Source organism: Haliea atlantica, assembly GCF_054779855.1.
Genome location: NZ_BAAGXL010000023.1, coordinates 1 through 15218, shown reverse-complemented (window position 1 = coordinate 15218; position 15218 = coordinate 1). Strand labels below are relative to the sequence as shown.

General features: G+C 57.4%; 7 protein-coding genes. 2 read left to right on the top strand and 5 right to left on the bottom strand.

Features of this window, described 5'->3' with window-relative positions; genetic code table 11:
• Positions 1-3 precede the first annotated feature (3 nt).
• Complete coding sequence (aceE, locus tag ACYVGS_RS14850; RefSeq protein WP_460589460.1) at positions 4-2655, bottom strand: pyruvate dehydrogenase (acetyl-transferring), homodimeric type; 2652 nt, start codon at positions 2653-2655, stop codon at positions 4-6.
• 542 nt (positions 2656-3197) lie between these two features.
• Here aceE and ACYVGS_RS14845 point away from each other — a divergent pair.
• Positions 3198-4412 (top strand): Fic family protein, encoded by a 1215-nt coding sequence (locus ACYVGS_RS14845; RefSeq protein WP_460589459.1) that lies wholly within the window; start codon positions 3198-3200, stop codon positions 4410-4412.
• A 44-nt stretch (positions 4413-4456) separates the two neighbouring features.
• Here ACYVGS_RS14845 and ACYVGS_RS14840 read toward each other — a convergent pair whose 3' ends face one another.
• From ACYVGS_RS14840 to ACYVGS_RS14830, 3 genes are read right to left on the bottom strand one after another with little or no spacing between them, the layout of a single operon-like run.
• Positions 4457-7309 carry a M16 family metallopeptidase gene (locus ACYVGS_RS14840; protein ID WP_460589458.1) on the bottom strand — a complete coding sequence of 951 codons (2853 nt, stop codon included), beginning with the start codon at positions 7307-7309 and terminating at the stop codon, positions 4457-4459.
• Positions 7310-7312: 3 nt separating this feature from the next.
• On the bottom strand, positions 7313-8410 hold the full coding sequence (locus ACYVGS_RS14835; RefSeq protein WP_460589457.1) for an AI-2E family transporter: 1098 nt from the start codon (positions 8408-8410) through the stop codon (positions 7313-7315).
• 9 nt (positions 8411-8419) lie between these two features.
• Complete coding sequence (locus ACYVGS_RS14830) at positions 8420-8653, bottom strand: sulfurtransferase TusA family protein (RefSeq protein ID WP_460589456.1); 234 nt, start codon at positions 8651-8653, stop codon at positions 8420-8422.
• 171 nt (positions 8654-8824) lie between these two features.
• On the opposite strand from ACYVGS_RS14830, the gene ACYVGS_RS14825 reads away from it, so the two are divergent.
• Entirely contained in the window at positions 8825-10288 is a 1464-nt protein-coding gene (locus ACYVGS_RS14825; protein WP_460589455.1) for a M48 family metalloprotease, read from the top strand.
• A gap of 271 nt (positions 10289-10559) precedes the next feature.
• On the opposite strand, the gene ACYVGS_RS14820 is transcribed toward ACYVGS_RS14825, so the two are convergent.
• Positions 10560-15014, bottom strand: a complete 4455-nt coding sequence (locus ACYVGS_RS14820) for a two-component regulator propeller domain-containing protein (RefSeq protein WP_460589454.1) — start codon at positions 15012-15014, stop codon at positions 10560-10562.
• Between the last annotated feature and the right edge of the window lie 204 nt (positions 15015-15218).

Below are 15218 nucleotides of genomic sequence, written 5' to 3'. Positions count from 1 at the left end.
CGCTTATACGGTGGTCGGGTCGGGCTTTTCTGCCGAAATGTTGAAGGCGCGCATCGCCTCCACCACCACGGACATCTTGATCGTCCCCTCGTCGGCCAGCGCCCGCAGGGCGGCCAGCGCCACATATTCGCGGCTGACTTCAAAGAAGCGGCGCAGGCGTTCGCGGGTGTCGCTGCGGCCGAAACCATCAGTGCCCAGCACCGCGTAGCGGCGCGGAATGAACTGACGCAGCTGCTCGGCGTGAGCCTTCATGTAATCGGTCGCGGCAATCACCGGGCCTTCGGTCCCTTCGAGCTGGCGTGTGACGTAGGGCACCTTCGGTTCCTCCTCCGGATGGAGCAGGTTCCAGCGCACCGCGGCGGTCCCCTCACGCTGCAACTCGTTGATGCTGGTCAGGCTCCAGATATCCGCCAGCACACCGTAGTCCTTTTCCAGGATCTCCGCTGCGGCCTCGACCTCGCGCAGGATGGTGCCGGCCCCCATCAGCTGCACCCGGGGGGCCTTTTTCTTCGGTGCCCGCCGCAGGGCATACATGCCCTGGATGATGCCCTCCTCGGCACCTGCCGGCATTTCCGCCTGGTGGTAGTTCTCGTTCATGGTGGTGATGTAGTAGAACTTGTTTTCGCCAAGGTGGTACATCCGACGCAGGCCATCCTGAATAATCACCGCCAGTTCATAGGCGTAGGCGGGGTCGTAACTCACGCAGTTGGGAATGGTGCTGGCCAGGATATGGCTGTGGCCGTCCTGGTGCTGCAGGCCCTCGCCATTCAGCGTGGTGCGCCCGGCGGTGGCACCGATCAGGAAACCCCGGGCCTGACTGTCGCCGGCGGCCCAGGCCAGGTCGCCGATACGCTGGAAACCGAACATCGAGTAGAAAATGTAGAAGGGCACCATCGGGTAGCCGCTGGTGCTGTAGGAGGTCGCCGCTGCCAGCCAGGACGAGAAGGCCCCGGCCTCGTTGATGCCCTCTTCGAGAATCTGGCCGCGTTCATCCTCCTTGTAAAACATGATCTGACCGGCATCGTGGGGGGTATAGCGCTGCCCCACCGATGAGTAGATACCGAGCTGCCGGAACATGCCCTCCATGCCAAAGGTGCGCGCCTCATCCGGCACGATGGGCACCACACGCTCGCCGATCTCCTTGTCTTTGACCAGGGTGGAGAGCAGCCGCACGAAGGCCATGGTAGTGGATATTTCCCGTTTGCCACTGCCTTTGAGCTGGTTGTCAAAGCTCGAGAGCGCCGGCGTGGTCAGGGGCTTCAGCTCCCGTCGACGAGCGGGAATCGAACCGCCCAGCTCCTCGCGGCGCTGACGCATGTAGCGCATTTCAGGGCTGTCCGGCGCCGGTCGGTAGTAGGGAACGTTCTTCAGTTCACTGTCGGAAATCGGAATGTCAAAGCGATCGCGGAAGGCCTTGAGGTTGTCGAAGTCGAGCTTCTTCAGGGAGTGGGTCTCGTTGTTGGCCTCACCCGCCTCGCCGGTACCGTAGCCCTTCACTGTCATCGCCAGAATGACCGTGGGCCGCTCCTTCTCTTCCACCGCCGCGGCATAGGCCGCGTAGATCTTGTAGGGGTCGTGACCACCGCGGTTCAGGTACATGATCTCGTCATCGGAGAGGTCCTTGACCAGCTCCAATAGCTCCGGGTACTTGCCGAAGAAATGCTCGCGCGTGTAGGCCCCGCCGTTGTACTTGTAGTTCTGCAGCTCGCCGTCACAGACCTCGTCCATGCGCTGGGCCAGCAGGCCGGTGGTGTCCTTCTCCAACAGCGGGTCCCACTTGCGGCCCCAGACCACCTTGATCACATTCCAGCCGGCACCGCGGAAGATACCCTCCAGCTCCTGGATGATCTTGCCATTACCCCGAACCGGGCCATCCAGGCGCTGCAGGTTGCAGTTGACCACGAACTGCAGGTTACTCAAGCCCTCGCGGCCGGCCTTGGAAATGGCACCGAGAGACTCCGGCTCGTCGCATTCCCCGTCGCCGAGGAAGCACCACACCTGGCGGTCCGCATGGTCCACCAGACCGCGGCTCTGCTGGTATTTCATCACGTGGGCCTGGTAGATGGCCTGTATGGGCCCAAGCCCCATGGACACCGTGGGAAACTGCCAGTAGTCGGGCATCAGCCAGGGGTGGGGATAGGAAGAAAGGCCGTTACCGTCCACCTCGCGGCGGAAGTTGTCCAGCTGCTCCTCGGTCAGGCGACCCTCGAGGTAGGAGCGGGCATACATGCCGGGAGCACTGTGACCCTGATAGAACACCAGGTCACCGGGGTGACCGTTTTCACTGCCGCGGAAAAAATAGTTGTAGCCGACATCGTAGAGCGTCGCGCTGGAGGAAAAACTGGAAATATGCCCGCCCAGCCCCTCGTTGTTGTCATTGGCCCGCATCACCATGGCCAGGGCATTCCAGCGCACCAGGGAGCGGATGCGACGCTCCATGAACAGATCCCCCGGCATCATCTTCTCGTTCTGCGGGGCGATGGTGTTGCGGAAGGGTGTGGTGATCGCACTCGGCAATTGCACACCCACTTCGGTGGCGTGCTTGGCGAGCCGCTTGAGCAGCTCCGCGGAGCGCTCGGCGCCGCTGTACTTGGTGACGGCATCCAGCGCATCCAGCCATTCCCGGGTCTCTGTCGGGTCTTTATCTTCCATCATGCCTGTGCTGCTCCTGATTGTTCGGGGGGCGCCCCGAGGGAACTTTCAAAGTTCTGTTAAAGAACTTTTGTGTGTCGGGCTGGCCTCAACAGTATAGCCAAACCACGACGGCCGGCTGTGTCGCAAACCGGAGACTGTAGGTAAAAATACTACAGGGAGGCGAGTCTTTCCAGTCCATAGGTTCCTTTTTGGAACCAGCGAAGGCACGCAAATGTATGGAGAAACAAGGCCTTGTCGCGCCCACGCGCGAGGTCCGAGCGGGTAATTTTTCTACCGGGTGCGCACTGGCGAAGCGGCGCGCCGCCGCTCTAAGTCGCGGTTCAGCGTGACTAAGCCAGAAGGTTGTTCTCCCACAGCCACAATACCTGCATTTAACCTGTTTTCAGCGACTCACCGGGCACCCAATACGCTACCAGAACCTGACCACTCAGCATAACTCCAAGAGGCGGACATCCAACCGGACTTTTATGCGCTACACTGCAAGCAATTAGACCTCCTAATATTTTGTTATTTATGAAGATCTAGGAACGGAAAAAGCGGACATGGAAGCGGACATCAAAGTGGCACTGGACCGTGGTGAGGATACCGCCGCCATGGAGCCCCTTCGGGTAAGCGAGAGTGCTCCCGGACGGGAAAACCTAACCGAGCTCGCCATGGAGCTGACCGCGAAGTCTGCCGGGTTTAGCCGCAGCCTGCCCGATGGGGTTATCACTGCCTTGGCCGAGCTGGTTCGCTCCATGAACTGTTACTACTCCAATCTGATTGAGGGGCACGACACCCAACCAGTCGATATCGAGCGTGCCCTGCAGAATGACTACAGTGACGAGCCGCGCAAGCGTAATCTTCAGCTTGAGGCCCGCGCTCATGTCACCGTCCAGCAATGGATTGATGAGGGCGGACTAATCGGTCGCGCCTCCTCGATCGATGGTATCTGTGAACTACATCGACGCTTCGGAGAAAATCTCCCGGAGGAACTACTCTGGGTCGATAATAGCGAGACCGGTAAGCGGGTGCGTATGACCCCAGGTGAACTCCGTAGCCGTGATGTCATTGTTGGAGACCATGTCGCCATCAGCCCCGGTGCCCTACCCCGCTTTCTCCGTCGTTTCGAGCAGGTCTATGGTCGACTCGGCAAGGCACAGACAACGATCTCCGCCGCGGCGGCCCATCACCGCCTCCTCTGGATACACCCCTTCCTGGATGGTAATGGCCGCGTCGCCCGCCTCATGTCCTACGCCATGCTGAGAGAAGCCCTCGACACTGGCGGTATCTGGTCTATCGCCCGCGGCTTAGCCCGGCAGGAAGCACGCTATAAACAGCACCTGGTGGCCTGCGACCCGCCCCGCCGAGGCGACCTGGATGGCCGCGGAAGTCGCAGTGAAGCGGCACTCGCAGAATTCACCGAGTTCTTCCTTCAGACGTGTATCGACCAAGTCGCTTTCATGGAGCAGCTCGTTGAGCCTAACAAGCTGCGCGAGCGTATCCGACTCTGGCTCGAGGACGAAGTTCGCACAGCTGGCTTGCCACCCCAAGCCGGGAATATCCTGGATGCGGTCCTGTACCGAGGTGAATTGCCCCGCGGTGATGTGCCCAGCATTGTGGGAACCGGTGAACGGCAGGCACGACGGATCGTTTCCGCGCTATTGGATAGAGGGGTACTGCAATCGGCCAGCACCCGAGCGCCGCTGAAAATCGCCTTCCCTGCCCGGCTGGCCGGCCGTTGGATGCCCGGGCTGTTCCCCGAAGCGGCCAGTTGAAAACTACGCGTCATTGCCGGGAGCGGGGCGACTGTCCCGCCCCGCTAGTCAATCTGGAAGTACGCGCGACTGTCCTTCAGGGCAGCGGAGCTCTCGTACGTCCGATCGGCCCCCGCCGGCAACTCCGACCAGCGACCCGGCGCCACCACCTGTAGCGAGGCGGGTTGCGCCCGGAACACATCCCGGTAGTGGCTGGACCACTGGGCCAGCTCAATCGCGTCGACCGCCTCGGCCAGGCGCGTGCGGCTGTCGAAGTCGTACTCCTGACGGGCAATCGACTGCCAGAAGAACTCGGCCCGTTCCCACAGGTTCTTGTCCGGGCGGGTGATCTCGCCCACCAGGGCGCGCTGGTGACGGGCGAACTGGGCGCCATCCACCGTGGCCGGCACCGCGTCCATGAAGGCATCCATGGCCGCGGCCACATCCGGCGCCGGCGTGTTGGGCGACTGCACCAGCAAGACCAGGCCCGGCACTTCGAGTTGCGCCCAGGGGAAGGCACTCACCACATAGCCCAGTTGTTGCTCCGTGCGCAGCTGCTGGAAAAAGCCCGAGCGGATGATCTGCCCAGTCAGGGCGGTCATGGCCCGCTCTTCCCAGTCGCGGTCGCGCCCCTGCAGATACCAGGCCACGACCGCGTCATCGTGGGGGATGTCGACCGCGTATTGCAGGCGTTGCCCCGCATCGAGCCGGGTCACCCGCAGGGGCGCCAGCGCCGCCTCGGGGGGCTCCGGCAACAGCGGCGACAGCTGCATGGCCAGCGCCTCCACCATCTCCGGCGCATAGTTGCCGTAGACCAGTGACTCAGCGCTGGCCTGCGCCCAGAAGGTATCGGCAAAGGCCTGCACGGCGGGCAGCGTGGCCGATTCCAGGGCACGGATCTTCGCCTGGTCGTCCCACTCCCCGTGCAACAACGCCTCGCGCAGCTCATCCATTACCTGGCTGCTGGGGCGCTGGGCGATACGATTCTGCAGGCGCCGAATGCGGTCGGCGCGCAGACTCTCGAATCGCACCGCCTCGAAGTCAGGCTGCTGCAGGGTCGCCAGCAACTGCTCCAGCAGCAGCAACTGGCGGTCATCGTAGCCGCTGATACGTAGGGACAGGCCCTGGGCGTGCTTGTAGAGATCAAAGCGCAGGCCAGCGAGTAGCGCCGGATAGGTGAATTCGTTCACCGCGTCCTTGAGCAGGTCGACATAGAGCAGGGCCAGGGCATCCTGCTCCACCGAGCCACCCACCACGGGCGAACGGAAATTGACGTAGAGCGCCCCCCGGGGCAGGCGGAACTCAGCGTCCTGGGCAAACCAGACGCGCTGCCGCGGGGAATCCAGCGCCAGGGCGGGCTCGGTCGGCACATCCGCGGGCAGCTCGACCAGCGACAGGTCTTCGGGAATAAAGGGGTTGGGGTCGGGCAGGCTGACCAGCCCTTCCGCCACCGGCGCGCGCCACTGCGCCAGTCGTGCGCCTTGCACGCGCTCCAGCGCCCAGGGCACCTGGTAAAAATCAGTGACGCGATCCGTCTCCACCCCGGGCCAGGTCAATGTGACCAGGGCCTGGTCGGCGCGCAAGTGCGTCAGCAGGTCGCGCAGGAGCTCGGGGTCGTAATCGTCCATCAGGTAAGGGCCGCGCAGTACATCCCGCGGCGCGTAGTAATGCATCCCCGAAGCCAGACCGCTGACATAGTTGATGGCATTGCCCTTCTCGCGGTAGCGGAATTGCAGCTCTGCCAGGCGCGACTGCTCCTGGTACAGCCACGCCTGGGGGCCCTTCTCGCGCAACAGGTCGAGATAGCCGAAGAGTAGCTGCAGCACCCGGTCCGGGTCCTGCTGGCCCTGCTCGGTGAGGGTGATATTCACGCTGAACAGGCCGCCGCCACGCCAGGCCAGCCCGGCGCCCGCACCGAGGCTCTCCGCCAAACCTTCTGCCTTCAAGCGCGAGAGCAGACTGCCCTCCCCTTCGTGGCCCACCAGGTTACCCAGGTAGCCCAGAGGATTGGCGCGGTAGCGATCGCGGTAGTCGGGCACCGGGAAGCCAACCTGCAGCTGTCGCTGGGTGCCCACCGGCTCGATTTTCACCACGGCGGGGAGCAGCTCCGGGGCAAACAGCGGCGCCTCGATGGTGTCCAGCTGCAGCTCGCGGTTGGGCACCTGATTGAAGCGCGGTGCCACCATCGCCTCGAGCTCATCCAGGCTCTCGGTACCCAACACCACCAGGCGCATCTGGTTGGCGGAATAGTACTTCCGGTAGAAGGCCAGCATCTCGTCGCGGATGGTGGACTCGGGGCGGTCGGCCAGGGTGCCCAAACTGCCCACGGTAAACTGGCTGAAGGGATGCTCGGGGTTCATCACGGTCTGCAGCACGTCCAGGCCCCGGCGGCTGTCGCTGGTCAGCCCCATCTGGTACTCCGCCTCCACCGCACGGATCTCCCGCTCGACGTACTCGGCATCAAAGCGCGGCGCGATGAAGAACTGGGCAAAGCGGTCCAGGGCGCCTTCCAGCCAGGCCGACTGGACGTCGAAGAAGTAGTTGGTGTGCTCAAAGCTGGTGTAGGCGTTGCGGCTGCCACCGTGCTCGGTAATGAACTGCTCGTACTCGGCCGGGTCTGGATACTTGTCGGTGCCCAGGAACAACATGTGTTCAAGGAAGTGCGCCAGGCCTTCGCGCCCCGGCGGGTTGTCGGCACTGCCCACCCGCACATCCAGCGCCGCGGCGGCCTTGGCGGCGCCGGGATCGGAGATGAGCAGTACCTGCAGCCCGTTATCCAGGGTCAGGTGGCGGTAGGCGTAATCGTCGGCGGGGCTCTGCACTGGCTGCAGCGTGTCCTGGACCGCAACCGTGGCACAGGCAGCCAGACACAGCAGGGCCAGCACCAGCCCCCCCAGCCGGATTTGCGTGATTCGCATGAACTACTCCCGAGTCGCTTCAGCAGGTTCCGGCGGACTGGGGAGGGACTCCTCAGCACGCGTCGGCCAGGCATTGATAATGGCCTTGATCAGGGTGGCCAGGGGAATGGCGAAGAAAACGCCCCACATGCCCCAGATACCCCCAAAAAACAGTACCGCGACGATAATCGCCACGGGGTGCAGGTTGACCGCTTCGGAAAACAGCAGCGGCACCAGCACATTGCCATCCAGTGCCTGGATAATCAGATAGACCGCAACCGCCAGGTAAAATTCCCCGCCCAGCCCCCACTGGAAGAGGGCCACCGCTGCCACGGGAATCGTAACCAGCGTGGCGCCGATGTAGGGCACAATCACCGATAGACCGGTGATCAGGCCCAGCAGGGCAGCGTAATTCAGGCCGAGAAAGGAAAAGGCCACAAAACTCACCGAGCCAACAATCAGGATCTCCAGCGCCTTGCCGCGGGCATAATTGGCCACCTGGGTATCCATCTCCTCCCAGATATGCCGCAGCAGGGGCCGTTCAGTGGGCAGAAAACTGCCCAGCCAGGCGAGAATCAGGCGCCGGTCCTTGAGGAAGAAAAACACCATGATCGGAATCAGGATCATGTAGACCAGCACCAGCACCAGGCTGGGAATGGTCGACAGGGACCGGGTCACCAGAACCTGGCCCAGGTTGCCAAGCTCCGACTGTGCCATGCTCACCAGCTGGTTGATCTGCTGCTGACTGAAGACTTCCGGGTAGCGGGCCGGCAGCACCGCGAACAGCTGTCGCGCCTCATCCAGCATGCGCGGCACCTCGCCTACCAGTGCCAGGGTCTGGCGCCAGACCAGCGGCAACAGTCCCAGGCTGACGCCGAAGAAGACCCCCACAAACACCAGATAGGTGATACTCACCCCCGCCCAGGAGGGCAGGCCCCAGCGGTTGAGACGCTCCGCCAGCCCGGCCAGCAAGTAGGCCAGCACCACCGAGGCCAGCACCGGCGCCAGGATATCGCCGATCGTCATCAAGAGGACCACCGCCAGCGCCAGCAACACCAGCAGCAGAATGGACTCCTCCTCGAAGAGATAGCGCCGGTACCACTTCTGGAAGATGTCGAACATGGCGATAACTCAGGCCTTTTGGAGTAGATGAATGTAGGTGTCGCCCTGCTCTTCGGTGGCCAGAAGGGCGTGGCCCGATTGCCGGGCAAAAACCTGGAAGTCGCGCACCGAGCCCTGGTCCGTGGCCAGGACACGCAGGCGTTCGCCACTCTGCATGCCGTTCAAGGCGCGCTTGGCGAGCAGCAGGGGCATCGGACACTGCTGTCCGCGGGCGTCCACCTCGACCCAGTCTTCACCTGTCACCGGCAACCTCCCGTGCAAAGCCGCCAGTATATCCGCAAGCGGGGCCACTCCGAAACGCCGCTCCGCCCACTGAACTTGGCGGCCTGGATGGTATCCAAGGGGACGAGATAGGCTGACTTCCATTACACTCACCCTACCACACGAGGAAAACGGCCCGCGCCGACCCATTTGATGCTGCCGCGACTGAAAGCCCCGCTCCCCGCCCTCCTCCTGGCCGCATTGCTGGCCAGCCCGGTGGCCTTTGGCGCCACCGAGGGCCTGAAACTGCCCAAGCTGGGTGAATCCAGCAGCAGCCTGTTCTCCCCCGAGTACGAGCACCAGCTGGGCCGTACTTGGTTGCGCATGTTTCGCAGCCAGGCCCCGACCCTCAACGACCCCCTGCTGTTCGACTATCTGGAAAACCTGATCTACGAGCTGGCGGTGCACAGCGAGCTGCAGGACCGTCGCCTGGAGCTGGTGGTGGTCGACAACCCGACCATCAACGCTTTTGCTGTGCCGGGCGGCGTGATCGGTATTCACAACGGCCTGCTCAACTACGCCCAGACCGAGGACGAGCTGGCCACCGTGATCGCCCACGAAATCGCTCACCTCAGCCAGCGACACTTCTCCCGGCGGGTGGAATTCGCGCGTGGACAGCAGCCCTTCAACCTGGCGGCGATGCTCGCCGGCTTCGTGCTGCTGGCCACCACCGGCAGCGACGCCGGTATGGCGGCCATCTCGGCGGCCCAGGCCGCGGCGCAGGATGCCGCGCTGCGCTACAGCCGGAGCAATGAAGCCGAAGCCGACCGGGTGGGCATGCAGACCCTGGCCGCCGCCGGCTTCAACCCCCAGGCCGCCCCCGCCATGTTCGAGCGCATGCTGCAGGCCTCGCGCTACAGCAGCGCCAACCGCATCCCGGAATTCCTGCGCAGCCACCCACTGTCGGAAAACCGTATTGCCGACACCCGCAACCGGGCCCGGCAACTGCCGGCACCGCGGGAGACGCGCGACGACAGCCAGTTCCAGCGCATGCGCGCGCGTGTGCAAGTCCAGTTGGCCGGGACCCCGGAAGAAGCGGTGCAACGTTTCCGCGGAGAGCTTTCCGGCACCCCGCGGGACGCCGAGGCCGCCCGTTACGGCCTGGTTCTGGCCCTGATCGAGGCCGGCCGCGCTGACGAAGCCGCCAAAGAACTGGCAACCCTGACTGACAATGCCCCCAACTCTCTGGAGTACCTACTGGCGGACGCCGAACTGCACCTGCTGCGCGGCGAGGCCGCCCTGGCCGTGGAACAACTACAGCGGCAACTGCGGCTGCGTCCCGGAAACCATCCCCTGACCATGGCCTATGCACGCGCCCTGATGCGCGACCAGAAACCGCATATCGCCGAGTCTGTGCTGATGGAGCAAAGCAAGCAACGGCCCAACGACCCCGGACTGTGGTACCTGCTGGCCGAAGTACAGGGCCTGGCCGGCAATATCCTCGGCTTGCACCAGTCCCGCGCGGAATACTTTATCCTTAACGGTGTGCTGGACCAGGCGGAGCAGCAGCTGGGCTATGCCCTCAAGCTGGCCGGGACCGACCATGTAACCAGCTCGCGGATCAATGCGCGGCTGGCGGATATTGGGGAGATGCGTGAGAGGATGGAGGGGTTTTAGCTAGCAAACGTCTAAAACTGAAGACATTGCTCAAGCCTGAAATGCATATCATTCAGTATAGGAAAAATAATGAAGTTCACACACCAGGACAAAAACGGCGTTAACTTCCAAATTTCACCGGATGAACTTCTATTATTGAACTTTATAGTCCAAGAAGGAAGAGCTGCGCTGAGGTGCGACCGGAAAGAATCTATGGAAATGGAACTAGAGATAAGGAAAGCCTGCAAACTAGTTTTTTCGGATCAAATTAAAGAGCATAAAAAACACTAGACTAGTAACTTTTAATCTCTTCTAAAAATCTTAACCGCTCTTTTCTTAAACGATCGACAACCGAACCATCAAAAACTCTTGACTTTTCCTTAGATAGTTTTTCTATATCAGACGCGTGAGAACGTATACATGCAGCTCCCACATTGGCACTCATTGACTTAATCGCATGACCCAGCGATGCCACCTTCTCATGAGCATAAGGCTCGGCGGCCAAAGTAGCCTCCAACTCAGTCAGCTTTTCAGAAAACTGCTCATCAAACTTTTCTAACACTTTATCGAATATCAAACGGCCTGTTTGCTCTTCAAGATTTCGAATATTTCGAACAGCATCCATATCCACTATTGCGTCATCTCCAAAATCTTCGGATGACTGCTCATATTTAACACCGTCAGGCGATGCGCCACCTATATCCGCACCGAAATATGACTCCAAAACAGCTTTGATATCTTCAAAAGTAAAGGGCTTAGACAAAAACAAGTTCATTCCTGAACTTAACGCTTTCTGCCTCTCTTCGGCTGTATTACCCGCTGTTAATGCCACCACAGGCACTGGCCCGATACCTTTCGCCAACTCAGACTGCCGAATCAACACGGTTGCCTCGATGCCATCGCAAACGGGCATTTGGCAGTCCATAAAAATCATATCGAATGGATTCGACAGCTGAGCCTCTACAGCTTCCTGGCCGTTATGAACAACTGTTACGTCACACCCTATAAGATCCAATATCTCGCTAATAATCTTTTGATTCACTTCTAAATCCTCTGCCACAAGGATTCTAGGCTTACCTCCAACCCCCGGCTCATTAGCATGAGACAAAACCGAAGGAGCATTAGAAGTGGTTATCGATACTAACGACCTAAACAAACCCTCGCTTGAGACAGGAACCGTTACAACCTCGAGCGGCAGAGAGCAGGCAGGGGCAACATCATACGCCTTCATGCAATATAGAACCCGTACTCCGCGGGGAAGATCATTCGTATAACCCTCCATCAACTCTAAAGAATTGGGGCTAGAGTCCAATATCAAAACATCAAACCCGCCACCTCTTAAATATTCAGCACTTCCTGTCGCAGTCACGACAGGCAAGGAAATTCGGTCACAGATGGATGTTATTGAGCTCAGGAAGCGATCATCTAGAGAAAACACCGCTGCCCTGAGACCTTTAAAGCCTTGAAAATCTGGCGAAGCAGAAACACCGGAGACGGGCAAAGAAACACTAAACGTCGAACCTTCACCAATTTTTGATCTCACATCTAAGCTGCCACCTAAAGCATCAACAAACTGCTTGCATATGGCCAACCCCAAACCCGTACCACCATACTTCCGCGTGGTACTTGCGTCTGCCTGAGTAAAGGCCTCGAAGAGCTTAATTTGCGCATCTTCTGAAATCCCAATACCTGTATCAGCAACCTCAAGCAGAATACTCGACTGCCCACCTAATCCCTCTGAGACCTTCCAACCTACAGAAACACTAATATAACCGGAGTCAGTAAACTTAATAGCATTACCTACAAGATTGCTAAGTATTTGACGCACCTTAGCCGCGTCACCAACAACCAATCCAGGAAGATCTTCGGAAATATGATAATAAAATTTTATACTCTTTTTCGCCACCGACTCCGAGAAAACCTCGCAAACACCATCAGCGACAGCTACTGGGTCAAATGGAGACTTCTCTATCTCCAGTTTTCCTGCCTCGGCTTTTGAGAAATCAAGAATAGAATTAATCAACTCGAGAAGAGCCTTTCCGCTACGATATGCACTTTGTGCAAAGCCTGCCTGTCGTCCGGTCAAATTGGATTTAAGGAGAAGCTCCGTCATTCCAATTACTCCATGCATAGGAGTACGGATCTCATGACTCATTACGGCCAAAAACTCAGATTTAGCTCTACTAGCCTCCTCTGCCGCGAGTCGTGCAAGCTGAAGGTCATAAGTTCTCTCTTCAACTTTCTTTTCGAGATCTATCTGTCGCTGTTGTGCCAGAAGCGCTTTTTTTCGTTGATAAATCACATAAGAACAAAGAAGCAGTAGTGCTAGAACCCCATAGGAAAAATACGCGGGCAGGGTCATCCAGGGTGCGGGAGTTACCCGAATATTCATAGATATTTCATCATCACTCCAAACACCATCAGAGTTGGTTGCCTTCACCTTAAGGGTATAAACCCCAGAGGGCAGGGAAGAAAATGACGCTGTTCGTGAATCTGTGAGGTCAACCCAGGTATTGTCAAAGCCCTCCAACATATACCTATACTCAATAGCTGCTGGATTACTGTAATCTAAGGAAGCAAACTTGAAAGACGCATATCGAAAGTTATAGGGCAATTCAATCCGATCTTTGAAGCTTATAGGCTTATCAAAAAATACTTCTTCATTCAGGACCTTAAATTCTGTAATACGCAACGGAGGAGAGTAGTCACTTGGAACCACGACTCTAGGATTGACGATATTGAAGCCGTTATTACCCCCAAAATACAGAATTCCGTTACTGTCCTGGTATGCCGCACCATGATTAAACTCCGGCCCTTGAAGTCCATCAGTAGCATCAAAATGTTGTGCAAATGAAAGATCAGGATCAAGCCTAGACAGCCCACGATTATGTGACAACCATATATAACCGAGGTCATCTGGAATTACGGAATATACATCAAGGCTGGGCAACTTAATCTCGCTAGGCAGCGACAAAAAATTTGCCTCTAAATTCTTTCTTGAGTTTTTAGGCCAATAATTCACTCCCCCACTCTGAGTACCAACCCAAAGTCGGCCTTGACTATCCTCATTTAGAGACCAGGTTAAGTCGCTACTTAGGCTTTTAGGATTCCCTCGCTCCGATCTAAACGCCCTGAAACTTCCTCTCTCAATATCGAATAAGTTGAGACCAGCCTCCGTACCCAACCATATGTATCCGAGTGAATCCTGGTATATATCAATAACATAGGAGCTACTTATACTACCCGGATCTCTAGGGTCGTTAGTGAACCGAATAAAATTCCGAGATTCGGGCTGATAAACATTCAGGCCGCCGCCGTAGGTAGCAACCAACAAATGTCCACTGGAAACGCGCTTAATACTTGTTATGCCGTTGGCACCTATTGTGCTTGTGTCGAGTGGAGAATACTGAAAATTGACGTAATTATTTGAGTCTAGATCGTACCTAAAGAGCCCGTTGCTCATTGTCCCTATCCAAAGAATACGTTCATCAAGGAACATACTCATGACTGGCCCTATATCTCTAGGTAAAACCAGGTCAAAATCCTGCGTATGAGCAAGAGGAAATTCGTTTTTGACAAACTTCTGAATCCCAGCATTGCTGGCCACCCATATTTTATTTTCTGACGCCTCTAAAAATGTATTAATCGAGTTTGTTTCAGGCCCCCTATCCGATGCAACCTTGGTGAAGTACGATTTAGACCCGAAAGCCAGACCATTAAATGTGCCCACCCAGAACACACCCGATCGACTCTGATAGACACTAAAAACTTGATTGTCGGGCAAATTTGAGTTGGCGGTATGAAAATGAGAGATAGATTGGTCGACGTGATCCCAAACACTTAGACCATTTCTTGTGGCCACCCATATATTCTTTTTGCTGTCCTCCATAACTGCATAAACGCTGGAGTCGGCAATGTCAATCAAATCAAGAGGGCGGCGCCCCGAAAAATGTTGATATTCTCGAGTAGCTCTATTTAAGCGGACCAACCCATGGTCGAGGGACGCAACCCAGAGCCATCCATCTTCTGAGAAGTTAATATCACTCAGATTATCGAACATCTCTCCGATATAATCCGAGACGCGTTCAATATAGTCGCTGCCGCCCTCCATATAGGTGGACACAGCAATTAAGTAGCCGCTCTTAGATGCAGCAAAAAGCCTACCTCGTCGATCTACAGCAAAGCCAGATATTCGACCTAGCGACTGGGCACCGTTGACAGGAATACGATAATGTCTAAGATTTTTAGTCTCCGGATTTAATCGACTAAAGACACCCGGTATGTCATAGCCGATCCAAATATTTCCGTCCTCGCCCTCAAACAAGGAATAAATTGTATCTGAGACTAAGGCTTTCTCAGACATTTCCGACTTGGATCGTATAGCAGAAAATGAGTGATCGGCAGGATCGTACTTATTTAAGCCGCCACCAGCGGTAGCAATCCAAATGTAACCTTGATCATCCTCTACAATACCTGTCGTTGATTGGTGGGTAAGGCCTCCCTCCTCTTTATTGCTTGCCCTAAATCTAATGACGGTGTACCCATCAAAACGGTGAACACCTTCCTGTGTAAGAAGCCACACAAAACCCTGACTGTCCTGAAAAATATTGCGGACAGACTGCTGTGTTAGCTCGCTTGAGGCCGGGGATAATCTGAAAGTGTAATCTGATGGTGCAAGGGACCAGCTCACCGGAGCACCAACAAGCAAGAGAAGAGTTATAGCAAGAAGGGCTAATTTCGCCTTCACATCACGACCACCTTGAGTTTTTTATCGATGATACAAGGTACTAGCGTGATTCCACAATGAAAGAGTAACGAGGGGATGGAAACAACTTGGGGAGATCGAGGGCACCAACTAGTGCCCTCGATCAGCTTTGCATAGAGCCTTTAGCGGATGCCCCAGCGGTAGCCGCTCTGGTCCGCGTCACTGCGGATACCCCAGCGGTAGCCG